Source organism: Sphingobium sp. Z007 (assembly GCF_900013425.1).
GTDB lineage: Bacteria > Pseudomonadota > Alphaproteobacteria > Sphingomonadales > Sphingomonadaceae > Sphingobium.
The window spans coordinates 98,786-118,489 of the sequence record NZ_FBXK01000005.1 but is presented as its reverse complement, the minus strand read 5'-3'; the positions used below and the strand labels follow the sequence as shown (position 1 = coordinate 118,489).

18 protein-coding genes and 1 tRNA gene are annotated in these 19,704 nt (G+C 63.3%); 13 read left to right on the top strand and 6 right to left on the bottom strand.

Features of this window, described 5'->3' with window-relative positions:
• Nucleotides 1-10: 10 nt before the first annotated feature.
• Nucleotides 11-1,498: an aldehyde dehydrogenase gene (locus CEQ44_RS08470; protein ID WP_088190013.1), complete on the top strand. Its 1,488-nt coding sequence runs from the start codon at nucleotides 11-13 to the stop codon at nucleotides 1,496-1,498.
• A gap of 11 nt (nucleotides 1,499-1,509) precedes the next feature.
• Nucleotides 1,510-1,728: a hypothetical protein gene (locus CEQ44_RS08465; RefSeq protein WP_088190012.1), complete on the top strand. Its 219-nt coding sequence runs from the start codon at nucleotides 1,510-1,512 to the stop codon at nucleotides 1,726-1,728.
• 5 nt (nucleotides 1,729-1,733) lie between these two features.
• Here the strand turns inward: CEQ44_RS08465 and CEQ44_RS08460 are convergent, their stop codons facing one another.
• A complete protein-coding gene (locus CEQ44_RS08460; protein WP_088190011.1) occupies nucleotides 1,734-2,966 on the bottom strand; it encodes a LysR family transcriptional regulator in 1,233 nt (410 codons plus the stop codon).
• A gap of 201 nt (nucleotides 2,967-3,167) precedes the next feature.
• On the opposite strand from CEQ44_RS08460, the gene CEQ44_RS08455 reads away from it, so the two are divergent.
• Entirely contained in the window at nucleotides 3,168-4,307 is a 1,140-nt protein-coding gene (locus CEQ44_RS08455; RefSeq protein WP_088190010.1) for an acyl-CoA dehydrogenase family protein, read from the top strand.
• A 206-nt stretch (nucleotides 4,308-4,513) separates the two neighbouring features.
• Nucleotides 4,514-6,031 (top strand): diguanylate cyclase, encoded by a 1,518-nt coding sequence (locus tag CEQ44_RS08450; protein WP_088181879.1) that lies wholly within the window; start codon nucleotides 4,514-4,516, stop codon nucleotides 6,029-6,031.
• 324 nt (nucleotides 6,032-6,355) lie between these two features.
• Here CEQ44_RS08450 and CEQ44_RS08445 read toward each other — a convergent pair whose 3' ends face one another.
• The gene (locus CEQ44_RS08445; protein ID WP_088181878.1) at nucleotides 6,356-7,543 is read right to left on the bottom strand and encodes a CaiB/BaiF CoA-transferase family protein; all 1,188 of its coding nucleotides are present in this window, start codon (nucleotides 7,541-7,543) and stop codon (nucleotides 6,356-6,358) included.
• A gap of 69 nt (nucleotides 7,544-7,612) precedes the next feature.
• Nucleotides 7,613-8,347 (bottom strand): FadR/GntR family transcriptional regulator, encoded by a 735-nt coding sequence (locus tag CEQ44_RS08440; protein ID WP_088181877.1) that lies wholly within the window; start codon nucleotides 8,345-8,347, stop codon nucleotides 7,613-7,615.
• A gap of 130 nt (nucleotides 8,348-8,477) precedes the next feature.
• Between CEQ44_RS08440 and CEQ44_RS08435 the strand changes: the two genes are divergently transcribed.
• From CEQ44_RS08435 to CEQ44_RS24715, 3 genes are all read left to right on the top strand, one after another.
• On the top strand, nucleotides 8,478-9,227 hold the full coding sequence (locus CEQ44_RS08435; RefSeq protein ID WP_088201810.1) for an electron transfer flavoprotein subunit beta/FixA family protein: 750 nt from the start codon (nucleotides 8,478-8,480) through the stop codon (nucleotides 9,225-9,227).
• Complete coding sequence (locus tag CEQ44_RS08430) at nucleotides 9,224-10,153, top strand: electron transfer flavoprotein subunit alpha/FixB family protein (RefSeq protein ID WP_088201730.1); 930 nt, start codon at nucleotides 9,224-9,226, stop codon at nucleotides 10,151-10,153. The genes CEQ44_RS08435 and CEQ44_RS08430 overlap by 4 nt, the downstream gene beginning before the upstream one ends.
• An 84-nt stretch (nucleotides 10,154-10,237) precedes the next feature.
• Nucleotides 10,238-10,480: a hypothetical protein gene (locus tag CEQ44_RS24715; protein ID WP_217895006.1), complete on the top strand. Its 243-nt coding sequence runs from the start codon at nucleotides 10,238-10,240 to the stop codon at nucleotides 10,478-10,480.
• A 128-nt stretch (nucleotides 10,481-10,608) separates the two neighbouring features.
• Here the strand turns inward: CEQ44_RS24715 and CEQ44_RS25010 are convergent, their stop codons facing one another.
• Together CEQ44_RS25010 and CEQ44_RS08420 are read right to left on the bottom strand one after the other, a co-directional pair.
• Complete coding sequence (locus tag CEQ44_RS25010; RefSeq protein ID WP_254913993.1) at nucleotides 10,609-10,731, bottom strand: hypothetical protein; 123 nt, start codon at nucleotides 10,729-10,731, stop codon at nucleotides 10,609-10,611.
• 333 nt (nucleotides 10,732-11,064) lie between these two features.
• Nucleotides 11,065-11,154 (bottom strand) — tRNA-Ser (locus CEQ44_RS08420).
• A gap of 123 nt (nucleotides 11,155-11,277) precedes the next feature.
• Between CEQ44_RS08420 and hspQ the strand changes: the two genes are divergently transcribed.
• The 4 genes from hspQ (at nucleotide 11,278) to CEQ44_RS08400 (ending at nucleotide 14,685) form a co-directional block, all read left to right on the top strand.
• On the top strand, nucleotides 11,278-11,649 hold the full coding sequence (gene hspQ / locus CEQ44_RS08415) for a heat shock protein HspQ (RefSeq protein ID WP_088183787.1): 372 nt from the start codon (nucleotides 11,278-11,280) through the stop codon (nucleotides 11,647-11,649).
• Nucleotides 11,606-12,394 carry a GDSL-type esterase/lipase family protein gene (locus CEQ44_RS08410; protein WP_088183788.1) on the top strand — a complete coding sequence of 263 codons (789 nt, stop codon included), beginning with the start codon at nucleotides 11,606-11,608 and terminating at the stop codon, nucleotides 12,392-12,394. The genes hspQ and CEQ44_RS08410 overlap by 44 nt, the downstream gene beginning before the upstream one ends.
• A 105-nt stretch (nucleotides 12,395-12,499) precedes the next feature.
• Nucleotides 12,500-14,440 (top strand): OPT family oligopeptide transporter, encoded by a 1,941-nt coding sequence (locus tag CEQ44_RS08405; protein ID WP_088183790.1) that lies wholly within the window; start codon nucleotides 12,500-12,502, stop codon nucleotides 14,438-14,440.
• A 59-nt stretch (nucleotides 14,441-14,499) separates the two neighbouring features.
• On the top strand, nucleotides 14,500-14,685 hold the full coding sequence (locus CEQ44_RS08400) for a DUF3606 domain-containing protein (protein ID WP_254913992.1): 186 nt from the start codon (nucleotides 14,500-14,502) through the stop codon (nucleotides 14,683-14,685).
• Nucleotides 14,686-14,738: 53 nt separating this feature from the next.
• Here CEQ44_RS08400 and CEQ44_RS08395 read toward each other — a convergent pair whose 3' ends face one another.
• The gene (locus tag CEQ44_RS08395) at nucleotides 14,739-17,075 is read right to left on the bottom strand and encodes a TonB-dependent siderophore receptor (RefSeq protein ID WP_088183792.1); all 2,337 of its coding nucleotides are present in this window, start codon (nucleotides 17,073-17,075) and stop codon (nucleotides 14,739-14,741) included.
• Between the two features lie 119 nt (nucleotides 17,076-17,194).
• Here CEQ44_RS08395 and CEQ44_RS08390 point away from each other — a divergent pair, with 119 nt between their 5' ends.
• Both CEQ44_RS08390 and CEQ44_RS08385 read left to right on the top strand, forming a co-directional pair.
• Nucleotides 17,195-18,253, top strand: coding sequence for a phytase (locus CEQ44_RS08390; RefSeq protein WP_088183794.1), 1,059 nt, complete (start codon nucleotides 17,195-17,197; stop codon nucleotides 18,251-18,253).
• Between the two features lie 71 nt (nucleotides 18,254-18,324).
• Nucleotides 18,325-19,641, top strand: coding sequence for an acetyl-CoA hydrolase/transferase family protein (locus CEQ44_RS08385; protein ID WP_088183796.1), 1,317 nt, complete (start codon nucleotides 18,325-18,327; stop codon nucleotides 19,639-19,641).
• The last annotated feature ends 63 nt before the right edge of the window (nucleotides 19,642-19,704 follow it).

Genomic DNA, 19,704 nt, shown 5'->3' with positions numbered 1-19,704 from the left:
AAGAGTCTCCATGACACAACTCACCATCCCCCCCCGCCCCGCTCTGCTCGATACACCCGAACAGGACATGCTGATCGGCGGACAGCGCGTCCCCGCTTTGTCGGGCAAGCGTTTCGAAACCCGCAATCCCGCCACTGGCGCACTGCTCGCCACCGTGGCGCAGGGCGGCGCGGAAGATGTTGACCGCGCGGTCAAGTCGGCCCGCGCCGCGTTCGAGGGGCCATGGCGCCGGATGAAGCCGGTCGAGCGCCAGCGCATCATGCTGCGCCTCGCCGATCTGGTGGAGCAGCATTTCGAGGAACTGGCGATGCTCGACACGCTCGATCTGGGCGCGCCATACAGCCGCACCTTCATGGGCAAAGCGCGCGCCGGCGCACTGCTGCGCTATTATGCGGGGCAGGCGACGCTGATCGCGGGCGACACGATCGACAATAGTGCCATGGGTGACGTCATGTCCCATACGCTGAAGGAGCCGATCGGCGTGGTCGCGGCGATCAACCCGTGGAACGGGCCGATCGGCATGTCGGTGTGGAAGGCCGGGCCAGTGCTGGCATCGGGCTGCACCCTGGTCATGAAGCCTGCCGAACAAACGCCACTGTCTGCACTGCGCTTTGGCGAGCTCTGCCTGGAGGCGGGCGTGCCGGACGGCGTCATCAACGTCGTCACAGGGCTGGGTGACGCAGGCGCGGCCCTTTCCAGCCACCCGGACGTCGACAAGATCGCCTTCACCGGCTCCACCGGCGTCGGCGAAAAAATCCTCCACGCCGCCGCCGGAACGATGAAGCGCGTGACCGTGGAACTGGGCGGCAAGTCGCCCAATATCGTCTTTGCCGACGCGGATCTGGACAAGGCTGTGCCCGCCGCCGCCATGGCCGTCTTCGCCAATGCCGGGCAAATCTGTTCGGCTGGCACGCGCCTGTTCGTGCAGAGCGCCATTCACGACGAATTTATGGAACGCCTGTCCGCTTTCACCAAGACGATCAAGGTCGGCGACCCGCTCGACCCGACCACCCAGATCGGCCCGGTCGTGTCCGCGCCCCAGATGGACAAGATCCTCGCTTTCATCGCCAGCGCCCACAACGAAGGTGCCCGCCCGCTAACCGGCGGCAACCGCATGACCGGCGCGGGCTATGACGCGGGCTATTTCATCGAACCCACCATCTTCACGCACGTCGCCGACGACATGACGATCGCGCGGGAAGAAATTTTTGGCCCCGTCCTCTCCGCCTTCACCTTCGACACGATCGAGGAGGTTCTGACCCGCGCCAACGCCACCGAATTCGGGCTGGGCAGCGGCGTGTGGACCCGTGACCTGGCCACCGCGCACATCATGGCGCGCGGCATCCGCGCCGGGTCCGTGTGGGTCAATTGCTACCAGATGCTCGACCCCGCCGTCCCCTTTGGCGGCTATCGCATGAGCGGCTTCGGCCGCGAATCCGGCGCGCACCATATCGAGGATTATCTGGAGACCAAGGCGGTCTGGATCAAGCTGGACTGAGAGGCCACGCCATGCAGAACAGCAGCCGGAACGGCGTGCATCTGGACGAACGCATGATCGTCCAGATGCAGGCATTGGCGACCGGGCGCACCGACGAAGCGCTCAACGCCCGCTTCGGGATCAGCTATAATACATGGCGCAAGCTGCTGGCGGGGCAGCCGATCCGACCCTCGCTCGCGGGGCGACTGACGGAGCGGATCGCCGCGCTCAGCGTCTCCGACCAGCCCTAGCGCGCTCACACCCAGCCCAATTCCCGCAAATCCGGCGGCGCACCCTCCACCCGCTCGCCCTTCGCCGCCTCGCTCAGCATGTCGAGGAAGCGGCGCTGGGTCGCGGTGGGGCGCCAGCTGCGCCGTGTCGTGATCCCCACCACCCGCTTGCTGTCCTCCAGCGGCGGGCCGATCTGCGTCAGCAGCCCGCTGCGGATCTGGAGTGCGACCTGATCGGGCGAAAGCAATGTCAGGAAATCCCCCTCGGTCAACAACCGCCCGATAATCATCACCGATCCGCACTCGACCGGCGTCGCTGGCACCTTGCCCGCGCCGAACAGCTTTTCCCACTGTTCGCGCAGCGGCGAATTGGCGGGCGCGACGATCCAGGGATAGGCAGCCAGCTGCTCCATCGTCGGCTTGCCCACCTTGGCCAGCGGATGCTGGCTCCCCGCCGCGATCACCAGCCGGTCCTCCGACAGCGGCAATTGATACAGGTCCGCAATCTCGAACGGTCGCAGCGCGCCGACCACCATGTCGATCACGCCGTCGCGCAGCGGCTCGACCAGTTCGCGCCAGCTTCCCTCCAACACCTTGAACGCGGCGCGCGGATCGCTCCGCGCCATTCGCGCCATGGCGGCGGGGACCAGATAGGGCCGCGCCAATGGCAGTGCCCCGAACGCGATCAATTCGCTCCCGCTCCCGCTGTCCCGCCCGATATCCGCCAGCGCCGCGACGATCTCCGCCACCGCCAATCTTGTCCCGCGCGCCAGCCGCTTGCCCGCCGGATTGAGCCACACCGCCCGTCCCCGCCGCTCGACCAGCTTGCCGCCGATCATCTGTTCCAGGTCGCCGACCGCGCGATGCACTGCTGTTTGCGACAGGGTGCTGCCATGCGCGGCCGCCGCGAAACTCCCCGCCTCCGCCAGCGCCAGGAAGGCGCGCAACTGCGTCATCGTCATCAAACGCTCAGGATATTGGAACACGCCCGACAGCCCCTTGGCCGCCTGCGACAGATGATCCAGCGCCGCGCGCGCGCGCTCGATCACGATCTCGCCCATGGGCGTCGGCACCATGCCGCCCGACCGCCGCTCGAAAAAGGTGTAGCCAAACTGCCGCTCCAGCTTGGCCAGCCCCTGCGTCAGCGCCGGTTGCGACAGGCTCACCACATCGGCCGCGGCGGTGATGCTGCCATGTTCGCGGATCGCCAGCAGCGCGCGCAGGTGGCGCAGATTAAGGTCGAACGGATCGGTCGCCATGCCGCTTACTCTTGTTACCCTGCGCCCACGCACTTTTGCGCCATCGGGCCAGGCCATCTCTAAAGAACAACTGCCCCAAAGGACAGCGCCCCTTGCCCCAATAGGCAGAAATTGTAATGGACTGACCATTACCGTAATGGTAGGACCATTAGTGAGAGGCGCACAGCCGCCCCATGGATTCGGATAAGAAGGAGGCACCAGATGGACTTTGAACTGCCCGACGACATCAAGGAATTTTGCGACGTCACCCGCGCCATCGTGCGCGACCTGCTCCCTTATGAAGCGGAATTTCAGGCCACCGGCAAAGTCCCGCCGATCGTGCGGCAAACGCTGGTCGACAATGGCTATTTCGGCCTGTCCCTGCCGGAAGAATATGGCGGCCTGGGTCTGGGCGCGCTCGCGCAGGCGGCGGTGCAGATCGAGCTTGCCCGCCTGCCTCCCCAATTCTGGACCGAATTGCGTCCGCTCATGGGACCGGGCGCCCGCAACATCGTCTATCATGCGTCCGAAGAACAAAAGCAGCGGCTGATCCCCGGCATGGTGGCGGGCGACATCCCGATCGCCTTTGCGCTGACCGAACCCAATAGCGGCTCCGATCCGGGCTCGATGCGCACCACCGCCACCCGCAACGCCGACGGCTGGGTCATCAACGGCTCGAAAACCTATATTTCCAACGGCAAAAACGCGAAATATGTGATCGTCTATGCCTATACCGACAAGGCAGCGGGGCCACGCGGCGGCATTTCCGCCTTCCTGATGCCCGCCGACACGCCCGGCTTTGCCGTCACCGGCACGATCGAACTGATGGGCACCGCGACGCCCGGCGTCTATGAACTTAGCTTCGACGAATGCCAGTTGCCACCCGAAGCCCTGATCGGCGAAGAAGGGCGCGGCTTCCACTATGCGCTCGAAGGGTTGAACGAAGGCCGCATGAATGTCGGCGCCACCGCCGTCGGCATGGGCGAATATGCGCTGGAACTGGCGATCGAGGAATCGAAACAGCGTCCAGCCTTTGGCGGCGTCATTGCCGATTTCCAGGCGATCCGCCACTATATCGCCACCATGGCGACGGACATGCGCGCCGCCCGCCTGATCCTGCTCGACGCCTGCTGGCGCTATGACCAAGGCGAGAAAAAACGTGAGTTGGCGTCCATGGCCAAATTGTTCGCCACCGAAGCAGGCAGCCGCACGGTCGACACGGCGGTCCAGATTTTCGGTGGATCAGGCTATTGCCGGGGCTTTGCGATCGAGCGCCTGTACCGCGACATTCGGATTACGCGGATCTACGAGGGGTCGTCGGAGATTCAACGCAATACGATTGCGCGGGAGTTGTTGCGGTAAAGAGGGTGTGGGCGGGAGGGCTGTAGGGCGTCTCCCGCCTAATGGCTGGTATGCGCCACTTGTGGTCGTGAGACGCCGATTTTTCGATCCCCGAAACCGGCCATTCCTTCAGGCCCCTTTGTTGCGTGGGCCACGAAAAAGCTGGCGGTCGGCCGCCGACACATCACCACTACTATCCATTAACCTGCTGTGGTTAATGGAGTTGCATGACAAAAATCGACTCCGGAGAAGATGACGTGCTCGCCGATTTCGAACATGCGCGGCTTGCCACCTTGGATAGCCTGGGGCTTCTCGACACGCCCCCAGAGCGCGAGTTTGATGCGATCGTTCAATTGGCACAGCGCCTCACCGGCTATAAGATCGCTCTGGTATCTCTAGTCGACAAGGATCGCCAATGGTTCAAGGCCAAGATTGGCCTCGATGTAGATCAGACTCCGCGTGAGTTTGCATTTTGCGCTCATGCCGTCGCTGCCGATGATATTCTGATCGTTCCGGATGCGACCAGAGACGATCGATTTTCCAGCAACCCCCTGGTCACTGGCGCACCCAATATACGTTTTTACGCGGGCGTTCCGATACGCGCCGAGATGGAGAACACCCTGTCAAAGCGGCTTCCCTTGGGAACCCTATGTGTGATTGATGACACGCCGCGCGATGTCGATCCTGGTGACATGCAGCTTCTGGTTGAACTGGCGCATCTGGTGGAAACACTCATTGCTACAAGATTATCGGCCGCCACAGCTGTCCGTCTTGCCGAAGAGCGCAGCCGCACCCTTCGGACGCTGGACCGGAAGCATCGTCAGCTTCGCCAAGCCGAGCGCATGGCGAATGTCGGGTCGTGGCGTTTGACCCTCGCTGATAGCCAGACCGAATGGTCAGAGCAAACCTATGCGATCCACGGCGTTCCGGTAGGTGATGGCAAGCCTCTTGATAAGGCGCTGGATTTCTTTCCTCCCAAGGCGCGGGAGACCATCGCCACTTCACTCGATCGCACTATGAGGACCGGCGAACCTTTCGATGTCGAGGTGGATTTCAACAACGCACAAGGAGAGTATCGACGGGTCCGGAGCATGGGCGAACTCGAAATGGACCAAGGGCGACCGATCGCGCTTATCGGCGTTTTTCAGGACATTACCGCTCGCTTCATGATGGAAGAAGCGCTGCGCCACGCTGCTCACACCGACGATCTAACTCGCATTGCAAGCCGAGGACGTTTTAACGAATTTGTTGACGACAAGATCAAGGCGACATTCGCCAACGGAGAGCGTTGCGCCCTGTTGCTGATCGATCTTGATCACTTCAAGGCGGTGAATGACAGGTTTGGGCATCATGCCGGTGACGAGGTTCTGCGCGTGATGGCGGCACGGCTGAAGGCAGACTATCTCTCAAACTGCTTCGCCGCACGGCTCGGCGGTGATGAGTTTGTCCTGCTGATCTCAGATCAGGCGATTCTCAAGGATCTTTCCAGCCTGCTAAGTCGCCTGTTGTGCGACCTTCAATACTCGGTCAGCGCCAATGGCTTGATGCTAAACGTGTCTGCGACGATCGGTGCTTGCTGGCTGGGTGGCCAGGTCAACGATCGCGGCCAGTTGCTACGCAACGCCGATGCAGCGCTCTATGAGGCCAAGAAGATTCAGCGCGGATCAGCGATGATTGCGGGAAAAGACGAACTTATCCTTCCCGGGCAAGCCAAAACTGCTCCGCTCAGGCTCATACAGCCATAGCCGCTGCTTTCCTCTCTGAGACGAATATTGCGCGACAAAACGTGTTTCTCAGCACCCGACGAATTGCAGCTATCTCATTCTGCGTTTTCCGAACCCGACATTCCGAAATCGGCCATCCTCCCCCTGTCCTACATCCCGACCTCATGCCATAATCCACCCTTGCTCTTTCCAACCGTCCGTCTCCACCCCGCGCGCCGTCCGCACAGGGACACGAATTAACTTCGCAAAAAATCTCCTATTGCGAAATTCACGCCACCATTCCGCATCCACGCAAATGCGTAGCCCACGACGGTGTGAACTTCGCACCTTTCACAAACCCGCGTGTCAGCCCAGATCGCCGCTGGCCCGCAACGCCGCGACAACCTCCGCGCTCACGCCCAGCCCGGCCAGCACCGCCGCGCCATCCTCGCCCAGCCGCGCGACATGGTCCCGCGCCTCGACCCGCGACCCGCTCATGCGGAAGGGCGGATTGGGCACTTTGAAAGCGCCCGCATCGTCATGCACTTGTGCGAACGCCCCCCGCGCCGCCAATTGCGGATCGTCCAGCAACTCGCCAATCTCGCGATAGCGGGCGCAGGGCACGCCATGGCGCGACAGGATCGCCTCGGCCTCCTCCGCGCTGCGCTCCATCGTCCACGCCTCGGTCAGCGCCAGCAGCGTCGCCCAATTGGCATTGCGATCCGCATTGGTCAAAAAGCGCGGATCGTCGCGCCATTCGGGATGGCCGACCGCGTCCGACAATTGCTCGAAATTGCGTGGACTGGTCGGCGCGACCATGATGAAGCCGTCATTGGTCTTGAGCGGCGTATAGAGCGGCCGCCGCGCGTCGCCGGGAAATTGCGCTTCCTGCGTTTCGAACACCAGCATGCCCACCATCGCTTCCAGCATCGACAGGTCGATATGCTGCCCCTGCCCCGTCCGCTCCCGCTGATATAGCGCGGCCTGGATCGCGCCGAACGCATGGGTGCCGCCCAGCACGTCGGCGATGAAGATGCCACTGGTCGCGGGCCGATCCGCCCCATCCTGATAGCGCAGGTTCACCATGTCGAACCCGCTGGCCGCATGGATCACCGGCGCATAGGCCGGGAACAGCGCCTTCGGCCCGGTCTGGCCATAGCCGGAGATCGAGCAATAGATGAGCCGCGGGTTGATCGCCGCCAGCGCCGCGAAATCGAGACCGAAGCGCGCCATGACGCCGGGCCGGAAATTTTCCACCAGCACGTCGCAGGTGGCGACCAGTTGCTTGATAAGGTCAATGATATCGGGCGACTTTAGGTTGCAGGCGATCGACTGCTTGCCCGCATTCAGATTGCCGAAATAGGCGCTATGGCCGTCCCGCTTGGGCGGCCGCGCACGGACCTGATCGCCCTCAAGCGACTCCACCTTGATGACCTCCGCGCCCAGGTCGGCGAGCATCCGGGTGGCAAAAGGCCCGGCCATGACGCTGGTGAAATCCAGCACCCGCACGCCGTCCAGCGCGCCCGCCATCACTCTCTTGCCATCATCCGCCATGCCGCACCTACCTATGAAGCCATATGTTCAATGGTCCTACCTATTGCATGGCGAGGCTGGCGCGGTCAATCAGCCCTTGGCGGCGGCCTTGCTGTTCTTGCGGACGTGGCGATGCACCCGCTCCAGATGCTTGCGCATTTCCGCGACGGCCGCCTCCTCATCTTTCGCCCGCAAATGCCGCACCAGCTTGAACCGGGATTCGATCAATGACTGCTGCAATGTCTCATAGTCCGGTCCGCGCACAAATTCGTGCAGGATTGCTGACAGCGAATCCACGAAGATGCCGAAAATGCGGTTCTTGGTCGCCCGCGCTAGCACGGCATAATATTCCACCGCACAGGCATAGCGCGCCTCCACGCCGGTTTCCCGCTTGGTTCGCTCGGCAATCGCCTCCAACTCCGCAAGGTCGGTTTCTGTGGCGCGCGCGCACGCCAGACGGACGATGATGTCCTGCAACGCCAACCGCGCCTCGGTCAGCTCACCCAGCGAAATGTCGCCCAGATGCACATAATCCTGCATCGCCTGGACGATCCGGTCCGGCTCGGCCGTCTGCACGAACGCTCCGCCCTTCGCGCCTTTCACATTGCGGATGATTCCCGCGACCTCCAGACTGCGCAGCGCCTCCCGCAGCGCGCTGCGGCTGACCTGAAATTCGACCGCCAATTCCCGTTCGGCGGGCAGCTTATCCCCCGCTTTGAGCGTGCCCGCCGCCAATTGTTCGCGGATCTGTTCACAGATCACCTCGAACGCGCGGCGCGTCTTGATAGGGGCAAAACTGGGCTTGGGTGACGGGGACGATGCCATAGGGTGCGCTCCGATAGGAATGCGCAAATCTATAGCCGACGCCTAGAAAGTCGCAATGGCCGGACCGAACGGGATTGACAGACGCTTATCGCTCTTTAATGGTCCGACCATTATAGAAATGGAGCGAGCCATGAAAATCCTTGTGCCCGTAAAACGGGTCATCGACTATAATGTGAAGCCGCGGGTGAAGGCGGACGGGACGGGCGTCGACCTGGCGAACGTCAAGATGAGCATGAACCCGTTCGACGAGATCGCGATCGAGGAAGCCATCCGCCTGAAGGAAAAGGGTGTTGCGACCGAAGTGATCGCGGTGTCGATCGGTGTCGCCAAGGCGCAGGAAACGCTGCGGACCTCGCTCGCCATGGGGGCGGATCGCGCGATCCTGATCCAGACGGACGATGAAGTCGAACCGCTGGGCGTGGCCAAGCTGCTCGCCAAGGTGCAGGAAGAGGAAGGCGCTGGCCTTATCATTCTGGGCAAGCAGGCGATCGACGACGACAGCAACCAGACCGGCCAGATGCTGGCGGCGCTGTTGAACCTGCCGCAGGGCACCTTCGCGTCGAAGGTCGAGGTTGCCGACGGCAGCGTTTCGGTCACGCGCGAAGTCGATGGCGGGCTGGAGACGGTGAAGCTGTCGACGCCGGCGATCATCACCACCGACCTGCGCCTCAACGAACCGCGCTATGCGTCGCTGCCCAACATCATGAAGGCCAAGTCGAAGCCCTTGGCGCAGAAGACGCCTGCGGACTATGGCGTGGACATCGCGCCGCGCCTCGAAACGCTCAAGGTGGTCGAGCCGCCCAAGCGCACCGCCGGCGTCAAGGTCGCCGATGTCGATGAACTGGTTGCCAAGCTCAAGGCCATGGGAGTTGCCGCATGAAAACGCTCGTTTGGGTTGAACATGAGGGCGGGGCCGTCAAGGACGCGACCCTCTCTGCCGTTACTGCCGCCGCCAAGCTGGGCGAAGTGCATCTGCTGGTCGTAGGCCAGGGCGTCGATGGCGTCGCCGCCGAAGCCGCAAAGATCGCTGGCGTTGGCAAGGTCCATGTCGCCGACGATGCGGCATTCGGCCATGCGCTGGCCGAGAATGTCGCCCCGCTGATCGTGGAACTGATGGGGCATCATGATGCGTTCATCGCGCCCGCCACCAGCAACGGCAAGAATATCGCGCCGCGGGTCGCCGCGCTGCTCGATGTCATGCAGATCAGCGACATTTTGTCGGTCGAGAGCGAGGATACGTTCACCCGCCCGATCTATGCCGGCAATGCGATCGCGACGGTCAAGAGCAAGGACGCCAAGAAGGTCATCACCGTCCGGGGCACGGCCTTCGAAAAGGCCGAGCGCGACGGCGGTTCCGGTACGGTGGAGGCCGTCGTCTCGACTGGCGACAAGGGTTTGTCGAGCTTCGTCGGCGCCGAGATCGTCAAGCTGGAGCGTCCCGAACTGACCAGCGCCAAGATCATCGTCTCTGGCGGGCGTGCGCTCAAGGACGGGCCGACCTTCGAGGAGGTCATCTTCCCGCTTGCCGACAAGCTGGGTGCTGCGGTCGGCGCCAGCCGGGCTGCGGTTGATGCGGGCTATGTGCCCAACGATTATCAGGTCGGGCAGACCGGCAAGATCGTCGCGCCGGAAGTCTATGTCGCCGTCGGCATTTCCGGGGCGATCCAGCATCTGGCCGGCATGAAGGACAGCAAGACCATCATCGCCATAAACAAGGACGAAGATGCGCCGATCTTCCAGGTGGCAGACATCGGCCTGGTCGGCGATCTGTTCAAGATCGTGCCGGAACTTACCGGCAAGCTGTAAGGGCTGGGCAAGCTACAAAAAGGGCGCGAACCTTGTGGTCCGAGTCCTTTTTATCATTCGCAGTTGATGTCGCGCCGCTGAATCATGCCACTCCGCCGCCGGATTGGAGGGCCGGAACGGGTGGAGCCGGGCCGCGAACCGCGCCCGCAGTTCCGCACGGCCAGCGACCTGATCGCGCAACTGGAACGCGCCGACGTCCACCGCGTCGGCAAGGCGCTGGCCGCCGAGCGCGGCGTTGTGCAACGACCGCCGCAACGTCACCGCCGCAACGGCGCTAATCCTGTCGCGCGTATTCGGCAACAGCCCCAAAGAGCGCCAGCGGATTGATCGGGCAAAGCCGTTGAAGCAGGCGGCATGACAGCAGCGATTACGCTACCGCCGCCACAAGCCGCCGTGCGCCTGTATTTGCATGCGGGGCTGCGAAGGATAGTCTGGCGTAGAGAAGCGCTATTCGTTCAGAGGAGCGCAGCGAACGCCGCCATGCCCACATCGCCGGGTTGAACAAGCGGGCAACTGAGACAGACCTGCGCCTTAAACGGCTTTACGATGCCATCGAGAGCGGCGTTGCCGATCTGCACGAACCGGACCTCAAGGACCGCATCGCCAGCCTCAAGGCGATCCGCGACCAGTGGCGAATTGCTGCGGACAGGGCATCAGCTACGCTTGAAAGCGCGGGCCAGAAAGCCATCACCACGCCGATGCTTGCGAAGTTCGCGCAGACCGCTCGCCAGCGGATGCGCGTGCCCGGCGGTGGCTATCGCCGCGATCGCCTCCGAGCACTCGCCCAGCGTGTCGAGGCAAACGACAGCGAAGTGCGCATCATGAGATTGAAGTCAGACCTGTTGAGGACGCCGTCTGCTGCAGGCGGATCGAAAACGCTGCCGGGCGCAGTGCCCAGATGTGTTCCGAAGTGGCGGAGAGGGTGGGATTCGAACCCACGGTACCCTCTCGGGCACGCCGCATTTCGAGTGCGGTGCATTCGACCACTCTGCCACCTCTCCGCAGAAGGTCCGGCCTGCGCCGTCCCGGTCGAGGGGCGGCCATTAGCGAATGAAATCGTCCTTGCCAAGCGACCTTTCCGGTATTTTTCTTGTGTCCGCGCAGCAGCATCCTAAATTGGGGGCATGAAAGACACGATTCAGATTTTCGGCGCCGGCGTCACCGCCCCGCCGATCGTCCATGCCCGCTTCAATATCGGCGATGTGGTCAAGCACCGCCTGTTCGGTTTTCGCGGCGTCGTGTTCGATATCGATCCGGTCTTCGCCAATAGCGAGGAATGGTATGAAGCGATTCCCGAAACTGCCCGGCCCGATAAGGACCAGCCCTTCTATCACCTGCTCGCCGAAAATGGCGAATCCAGCTATGTCGCCTATGTCAGCCAGCAGAATCTGGTCGCCGACGACAGCGACGAGCCGGTCGATCACCCCGCCATCACCGGCATGTTCGGTCCCTATGCGGACGGTAAATATCATCTGCGCCCGCTCCACCGCCATTAAGCGCGGAGGCCGCGGAACTGGGCTGGTCGGCATCGGCGCGCTACTGTTGCTGGCCAGCGCCCCTGTGGCCGCTGCCCCCACCCCAGCGCCGCCGCCCACGGCCGACCCCAGCTTCCCCTTCTCCAATGAGATTGAAGCCTTCGCCAAGGCCAATAATGCCGGAACGCCGATGCGCGACGCTGCCCTGTTCATCGGCAGTTCCAGCATCCGCATGTGGGACATAGCATCCAGCTTTGCCGATATCAGCACCGTCAATCGCGGCTTTGGCGGGGCGACGACGCCCGATGTGCTGCATTATTATCCGCACCTCCTGCCCCCGGCACCGCCGCGGGTGGTGGTGGTCTATGTCGGCGACAATGACCTGGCGGCGGGCGGCACGCCCGATGCGGTAACCCGCAACCTGCTGTCGCTGCTCAAGCGGCTGCGGGCCGACTATCCGCGCGCGCCGATCGCCTTTCTTTCGCTCAAACCCAGCCCGATCCGCTGGACCCTCTATCCCAAGATGGCGCAGGTCAACGCCGCCATCGCCGCCCGCGCGCGCGCCGAACGGTTCGACTATATCGACGTCGGTTCGGCGCTGATCGCGGCCGACGGACTGCCCGACGCGTCGCTCTTTCGCCCCGACGGCCTGCATATGAATGCGCGCGGCTATCAGCGGTGGACCAACATCGTCGATAGCTGGCTCGATCGGGTCGCGCGGCCGGTGACCGTCGCGGAAAAAGCCGCCCGATCACTTTCCGATTGATCCACAGCCAAGCAACATTATTACCAGTCGCTATAGATAAGCGCCAAGCCAAGGGGACGATGGGTGACAATGGAAGCTAAGGGCCGGGGAACGCCAACCGGCGCCATGGCCGAACTGACGCTGCGCGGGGTCATTCTCGGCGCGCTCATCACTCTCATCTTCACCGCGGCGAACGTCTATCTCGGCCTCAAGATCGGCCTGACTTTCGCCACCTCCATCCCCGCAGCGGTCATCTCCATGGCCGTGCTGCGGCTGTTTTCGACCGGCACGATCCTGGAAAACAACATCGTCCAGACGATCGCGTCCGCCGCGGGCACGCTGTCCGCCATCATCTTCGTGCTGCCGGGCCTGGTCATCATCGGCTGGTGGCAGGGCTTCCCCTATTGGCTGTCCGCCTGCACCATCGCGCTGGGCGGCATATTGGGCGTCATGTATTCGGTGCCGCTGCGCCGGGCGCTCGTCACCGGCTCCGACCTCCCCTATCCCGAAGGCGTCGCGGCGGCCGAAGTGCTGAAGGTCGGCGCGGGCTCGCGCGAGGGGCTGGAGGAAAATCGCCGGGGCCTGGCCGCTATCGTCGCCAGCGCGATCGCCGCAGCCAGCTTTTCGATCATCGCCAAGACGAAAATCCTGGCCGAAGAAGCCGCCACCTTCTTCCCATTCGGCGGGGGCGCGACGTCGGTCTCCACCAGCTTCTCGATGGCGCTGATCGGCGTCGGTCACCTCGTCGGGCTTTCTGTGGGCGTCGCCATGTTCATCGGCCTGCTCATCAGTTGGGTCGGCATCGTCCCCTATCTGACCACCCCCGTCCCCGCCGGCGCGGACCTGGCCGATCTGGTCGGCACCACCTTCCGCATGAAGGCCCGCTTCATTGGCGCGGGCACCATCGGCGTCGCGGCGATCTGGACCCTGCTCAAGATCCTCGGCCCGATCGTCAGCGGCATCCGCTCCGCCCTGGTCGCCAACGCCACGCGCAAGGCGGGCAACGCCGCCGACCTCGACATCACAGAGCGCGACCTGCCCATCTCCATCGTCGGCGGCACCATCCTCGCCGCGCTGGTGCCGATCGGCTTCCTGCTCTGGGTCTTCGCTCAGGGCGGTCCGATCGCCGACAATCCCGTGCCGATCATCGGCCTGACGCTGGCCTATGTGCTGGTCGCGGGCATCATCATCGCGTCGGTCTGCGGCTATATGGCGGGTCTGATCGGCGCATCGAACAGTCCGATTTCGGGCGTCGGCATCCTCGCCGTGCTGGGCGCGTCGCTGATGCTGGCCGCCATCTACGGTTCGGGCGGCGACGATCCGCAGCAAACGCAGGCGCTGATCGCCTATGCCCTGTTCACCACCGCGATCGTGTTCGGCATCGCCACCATCTCCAACGATAATCTGCAAGACCTCAAGACCGGCCAACTGGTCGGCGCGACGCCGTGGAAGCAGCAGATTGCGCTGATCCTGGGCGTGTTGTTCGGCGCGCTGGTGATCCCGCCGGTGCTCGATCTGCTCAACAGCGCCTTCGGTTTCGCCGGCGCGCCCGGCGCCGGGCCGAACGCCCTGCCCGCGCCGCAGGCCGCGCTCATCTCCGCTCTGGCCAAGGGCGTGCTGGGCGGCGATCTCGACTGGGGCCTGATCGGCATCGGCGCGGGCATCGGCGCCGTCGTGGTGCTGGTCGATGAACTGCTGGGCAAGTCGGGCAAGCTGCGCCTGCCCCCGCTCGCGGTCGGCATGGGCATCTATCTGCCGATGGCGCTCACCCTGCTGATCCCGGTCGGCGCGTTGATCGGCCATCTCTACAACCGCTGGTCGCTGCGCCAGGCGAACCCGGAATTTGCCGAACGCATGGGCGTGCTGATGGCGACCGGCTTCATCGTGGGCGAAAGTCTGTTCGGCGTCGCCTTCGCCGGCATCGTCGCCAGCACCGACAGCGACGCGCCGCTCGCGCTGGTGGCGGAAAACGCCTGGGCCGTGCCGCTTTCCATCCTGGTCTTCGCCGGTGCCATTGCGGCGCTCTATGCCAAGCTCAAAAACTGGGCGAGCAGCCCACTGACCTAAGAAACATGTCCCAAAGGGAAGCGGAAAAGCAGCGTCAATTATGCCTTTCTAGCTGTCCTATGAGACAGGCACCCAAGACCAGCGACCCCTTTATGGATGCGGACCGCGTTACGTTGGATAATGAGGCCGCGATCCTCTACTGGACCTATCGCTTCGACGTATCGCCCGAAGAATTGGCGGAGGCGGTCGAGCTCGTCGGCGACAGCGTCGATGCCGTCGCCGCCTATCTGAATACCGGACGCTAAACGAAAAAGGGCCGCGCAATGCGCGGCCCTCTCCATATCGGGGTAGTACCGGATCAGAACGCCATGCGCGCCATGACCTGGAACACCGGGCCGGCCTTTTCGCTTTCCAGTTCATATTCGTCGAAGTTGCGATCCAGCTGGTCGGCCAGATTGTCGAACTTGTTGAACACTTCGCGCTTGGCGCCGTTCAGCAGGTTGGAGCCGACCGCGCGTATCGTGAACTTCTTGCCGAACCGCTTTTCCACGAAGATTTCCAAATCCGCGCCATAGGTGGTGGTCACTTCTTCCGAAATCACCCGGCCAAAGGCCGCGCCCTGCTTGCGATAGGTCGCGCCGAACGCGGCCTCCGCCTTCGGGAAATCCTGGATGAAGCCGAAATTATAGACATATTTCGACTGGTCGTTGAACCGGCGCTTGCCCGCAAAATCGGTGACTTCGCTGTCCAGCCAGGACACATTGCCGAAGATGCCGGTGTCGGGCAGGCCGATCACGCCCAAATTGGTCGACAGGTCGAACTCCACACCCCACACCTTGCCGTCGCCGACATTTTTGGGTTGATAGACGAAGGTGCCCTCGCCTTCCGATCCTTCGACGCCGGTGTTGGTCAGCTCGATCAAATCCTTGATCTTGCGGTAGAACAGGTTGACGCCGACGATGCCGCCCGTGCCCATGCGATGTTCATAGCCCAGGTCCACGCCCCACGCCTTTTCGGGCCGCAGCTGCGGATTGCCCAGCAGGTCGCTGTCGCCCACTTCCTCTTCCAGCAAAGCCGGCGAGATATAGTTGAACTCTGGACGGCGCAGCGTGCGCGCGACCGACCCGATGATGCGGTCGCTGGCGGTCAGCGAATATTTGAACGAGGCCGACGGCAGGAAAGCGTCATAGCTCGCCTTTTGGTCGCGCAGGTCGGCGTCGACGGTATAGTCGCTGATCCGAACCTTGGTATGTTCGTAGCGCAGGCCCGCTTCCCACTTCAGGCTGTCCATATTGCCTTCCACCAGGGCGAAGGCGTCGCGACGCTTTTCCTTGATCCGGTTGTCGCCGCCATCGGCCGCTTCCAGATCGCCGAAGGCGCCCGCCAGCTCGGTCGGGTTGCGCTCGAACTGGTTCCAGTCGAACCCGGCGTCGCCATTGTCGTCGGATTCCGCCTCGAAGATGCCGGTGCGGCGGTTCTTGTCCTGATAAAAGCCACCGAACACGAACTTCATCGTCTCGCTGAGCGGCACTTCATGCTCCAGCTTGACCGAAAATTCCTGGTCCTTGATGTCGGTCTGGGTCAGCGCGCCCTCGAACTCAGGATCGTCGCCCTCGTCCACGTCGAAACCGATCTCATATTCGGTCTCGCGACGATCCTCGATGAACTTGGCATAGCCCACGCGCACCGACGTCTTGCCCGCCGACCATTCATGGCTCAGCTTGCCGTCGATCGTGAAATTCTCCTGGTCGATCTTGGCGACATTGGCGTTGTCGCTCAGCAGATTGCCGGTCGGCACCGGGCCGGTGACGGCGGTGGCGTCGTCATATTCGAAGCTGCGCTCGGTTTCGGTGCGGTCGGTCTTCACATAGAAGCCGTTCAGCTTGAAATTGGTGTTGCCCGTGTCGATTTCATAGCTGCCGTTGAAACTGTAATCCTTGCCGTCGCGCGTGTCGGTCTGGTCCTCGCGATTGTCGAACTCGTCGGTCGCATAGTCCGCGTTGTTTTCCGGCGAATCGCCGTAGCGATAGCTTTCCTTCTTCTTGGGATTGTGGCGTCCCTGCAGGTTCGCGCCCAGCAGCAAACGGCCGGGACCGACCGCGCCACCCCAGACCAGGCCCAGGCTCGGTTCCAGTTCATTATCGTCATAGACCAGGCCACCGGCGCGGACATAGCCGCCATTCAGTTCATAGCCGTCGCGCAGATTGATATTGAGCGATCCCGCCACCGCGTCGCCGGTGCGCCGCGCGGAGGAGGAACGGACGATTTCGACGCTGGAGATCAGTTCGGCCGGGATACGGTCGAGGAAGAAGCTGCGGTCGGCGCTGGAGCCGGGGACGCGCTCGCCATTGATCAGGATCTGGGTGTAGCCCGGCGGCAAACCGCGCAGGCGCGGCGCATCGCTTTCGATCACGTCCGACAGGAAGGTCACGGACGGCACGCGCTTCAAGGCGTCACCGGCGGTCAGCGGCTCGAAGCGCTGGAAATATTCGGTGCCATATTTCAGCACGGGTTCGGGCGTGTCGGTGCGGTCGCGATAGCCGATGCCGGCGATGACGACGATGTCGCTCGCTTGGGTAATTGGGCCGTCCGTCTTGGCGATATCATCCGCCGCGGCCGGCGCCTGAGCAAAAGCATGAGAAGAAATCAGCGCCAAAGATGCGCAACCAAGCATCAGCCACTTATTCGCGACCATATGTGCCCCCTGTTGGAAATTAGTTTAATTGACCAGCGGACGCTTTCTTGTATTGGCCCGTCGCATTGGGCCGCTAGGAGCTAAACATGACCGGATCGCGTAATAAATATTACAGTTCAATGATTTCCTGTTTCACTTTTATTACGCTGTCCGCCTGCACTACCGCCGAAGTGGAAATTCCGGTCGCCGTGCGCATCGCCAATGCGACCCCCGCCGTCTCGGTTACCGCACGTGGCGAAACCACGCCGGTTGGCACGTCCAACGCCGACGCGGCCGACGATCCGGCGATCTGGCGCAATGCCGCCGACCCGGCGCAAAGCCTGATCGTGGGCACGGACAAGAAGGCGGGCCTTTATGTCTATGGTCTGGACGGCAAGACGCGCGCCTTTCTGGACGCGGGCCGGGTCAATAACGTGGATCTGAAGGACGGCGTGGCTATTGGCGGCGCGCCCGGCATCCTGGTCGCCGCCAGTGACCGCAACGACATCGCCCATGCCAAAATCGCCCTCTTCCGCCTCGATCCCGCCAGTGCCAAGCTGACCGCGCTGGGCAAGGTCGATGGCGGCGCGGGCGAAGCCTATGGCGTCTGCCTTGGACGTGACGCAGGCATCCTGTCCGCCTTCATCGTGCTCAAGGACGGCACGATCAACCAGGTGGCGATCGACGCATCAAGCGCGACGCCCAGCGGCAAGATCGTCCGCACCATGAAGCTGGGCACCCAGTCGGAGGGCTGCGCCGTCGATGACCGCACCGGCACGCTCTATGTGGCGGAAGAAGATGTCGGTCTGTGGCGCTTCGATGCGCGCGCGACCGGATCGACCACCCCCACCAAAATCGCCGCAGCGGACGGCAAGAATCTGGTCATGGACGCCGAAGGCGTCGCCATCGCGCCCGTGGGCGAGAAGGACGGCTATGTCCTCGTCTCCAGCCAGGGCGACAATGCCTATGTCCTCTATCGGATCAGCGACGACAGCTATGTCGGCCGCTTCCGCGTGGTCGATGGAGCCATTGGCGGGTCGGAGGAAACCGACGGCATCGAACTGATGCTGGGCGATTTCGGCCCGGCCTATCCCGGCGGCCTGTTCATCGCGCAGGACGGCCATAACGCGGCCGCGGCCCAGAATTTCAAGCTGGTCGCCTGGGACGATATCGTAAAGGCGCTGGGTCTGCCGAACTGATGTCCCACTAATGATGGATTGCCCTCTCCGCCGGTCCAGCCGACAAGGCGACAACAAGCCAGGGAGAGGGCATGACGATCAAGAGCATCTATGACGGGAAGCGGATGACGGCGGACCAGGCGGTCGCGCTGATCCCGGATGGCGCAAAGATCGTCGCCGGCCTCGCCGTCAGCTTCCCGCCCGCGCTGGCGGCGGCGCTGGCCGACCGGGTCCGCGCCCGCGCGCTGCGCGACGCCACCCTTTACGCCATGCTTGCGCCCGCGGCGTCCGCGGCCGCCATCCTTGCCCCGGACCTTGGCGATCGCATCCGCCGGATCAGCCTGTTCCATGGCGGCGTGGAGCGCGCCAATGACGCGCTGCTGGCGAGCGGTTCTGGCCCCTTGACCGAATTGCTCCCCGTCCCCTTCCACCAGATACCCCGCGCCCTGACAGAGCATATCGGCGTGGACAGCTTCATCACCACCGTCTCGCCAATGGACGCCAACGGCTATTTCAGCCTCGGCACCGACACCGATTATGCGCTGGCGGTCGCGCGCAGCGGCGCGCGGCTGATCGTGGAGGTCAACCCCGCCATGCCCTATGTCCATGGCGATTGCCTGGTCCATGTGTCGGACGTGACCGCCCTGGTCGAACATCATGTCCCGCTCTGCCAGATCCCGTCCCTCCCCCGCAACGCGACCGACGAAGCGATCGGCGCGATCATCGCCGCCATGGTGGATGATGGCGCCTGCCTGCAAATGGGCATCGGCGCAGTGCCCGACGCGGTCTGCGCCGCGCTGATGGGCCATCGGCGCCTCGGCATCCACACCGAACTGCTTTCACCCGGCCTCGTCAGCCTGATCCAGGCCGGGGTAGTCGACAACAGCGCCAAGAGCCTGCACCTCGGCAAGTCGGTCTTCGCCTTCGCCATGGGCGACCAGCCGCTTTACGACTTCCTGCACGACAATCCCGCGCTCGAAGCCCGTCCGGTCGACTATGTGAACGCGCCCCACATCATCGCCCAGAACGACGCCATGCTTTCGGTCAACGCCACGCTGCAACTGGACCTGGCGGGCGCCTGCAATTCGGAGTTCGTCAACGGCCGCCAATATAGCGGCACCGGCGGCCAGCTCGATTTCGTGCGCGGCGCCTATGCGTCGAAGGGCGGCCGGTCGATCATCGCCTGCCATTCCACCGCGGCGAAAGGCAGCGTGTCGCGCATCGTCCCCTGGCTCGACGGCCCGGTCACGACGCCGCGCACCGACACCCATATCGTCGTCACCGAATTCGGCTCTGCCGACATGAAGGGCAAAAGCCTGGCCGATCGCGCCCGCGCGCTCATCGCCATCGCCCACCCCGCCTTCCGCGACGATCTGGCGCGCGCCGCGCGGGAACGCCGCGTGTTCTAAGTGTCTGATGGCCTTACTTTGATCCGTTCGTCCTAAGTAGCCATTGAGCGAAGTCGAAATGGC

Excerpts from the sequence above, each read along its gene's own strand:
- CEQ44_RS08460 (WP_088190011.1), bottom strand. The coding sequence starts at position 2,966 with ATGGCGACCGATCCGTTCGACCTTAATCTGCGCCACCTGCGCGCGCTG.
- CEQ44_RS08445 (WP_088181878.1), bottom strand. The coding sequence starts at position 7,543 with ATGGCGGATGATGGCAAGAGAGTGATGGCGGGCGCGCTGGACGGCGTG.
- CEQ44_RS08465 (WP_088190012.1), top strand. The coding sequence starts at position 1,510 with ATGCAGAACAGCAGCCGGAACGGCGTGCATCTGGACGAACGCATGATC.
- CEQ44_RS08435 (WP_088201810.1), top strand. The coding sequence starts at position 8,478 with ATGAAAATCCTTGTGCCCGTAAAACGGGTCATCGACTATAATGTGAAG.
- hspQ (WP_088183787.1), top strand. The coding sequence starts at position 11,278 with ATGAAAGACACGATTCAGATTTTCGGCGCCGGCGTCACCGCCCCGCCG.
- CEQ44_RS08440 (WP_088181877.1), bottom strand. The coding sequence starts at position 8,347 with ATGGCATCGTCCCCGTCACCCAAGCCCAGTTTTGCCCCTATCAAGACG.
- CEQ44_RS08450 (WP_088181879.1), top strand. The coding sequence starts at position 4,514 with ATGACAAAAATCGACTCCGGAGAAGATGACGTGCTCGCCGATTTCGAA.
- CEQ44_RS24715 (WP_217895006.1), top strand. The coding sequence starts at position 10,238 with ATGCCACTCCGCCGCCGGATTGGAGGGCCGGAACGGGTGGAGCCGGGC.
- CEQ44_RS08385 (WP_088183796.1), top strand. The coding sequence starts at position 18,325 with ATGACGATCAAGAGCATCTATGACGGGAAGCGGATGACGGCGGACCAG.
- CEQ44_RS08405 (WP_088183790.1), top strand. The coding sequence starts at position 12,500 with ATGGCCGAACTGACGCTGCGCGGGGTCATTCTCGGCGCGCTCATCACT.
- CEQ44_RS08455 (WP_088190010.1), top strand. The coding sequence starts at position 3,168 with ATGGACTTTGAACTGCCCGACGACATCAAGGAATTTTGCGACGTCACC.
- CEQ44_RS08410 (WP_088183788.1), top strand. The coding sequence starts at position 11,606 with ATGCGGACGGTAAATATCATCTGCGCCCGCTCCACCGCCATTAAGCGC.
- CEQ44_RS08390 (WP_088183794.1), top strand. The coding sequence starts at position 17,195 with ATGATTTCCTGTTTCACTTTTATTACGCTGTCCGCCTGCACTACCGCC.
- CEQ44_RS08400 (WP_254913992.1), top strand. The coding sequence starts at position 14,500 with ATGAGACAGGCACCCAAGACCAGCGACCCCTTTATGGATGCGGACCGC.
- CEQ44_RS08430 (WP_088201730.1), top strand. The coding sequence starts at position 9,224 with ATGAAAACGCTCGTTTGGGTTGAACATGAGGGCGGGGCCGTCAAGGAC.
- CEQ44_RS08470 (WP_088190013.1), top strand. The coding sequence starts at position 11 with ATGACACAACTCACCATCCCCCCCCGCCCCGCTCTGCTCGATACACCC.
- CEQ44_RS08395 (WP_088183792.1), bottom strand. The coding sequence starts at position 17,075 with ATGGTCGCGAATAAGTGGCTGATGCTTGGTTGCGCATCTTTGGCGCTG.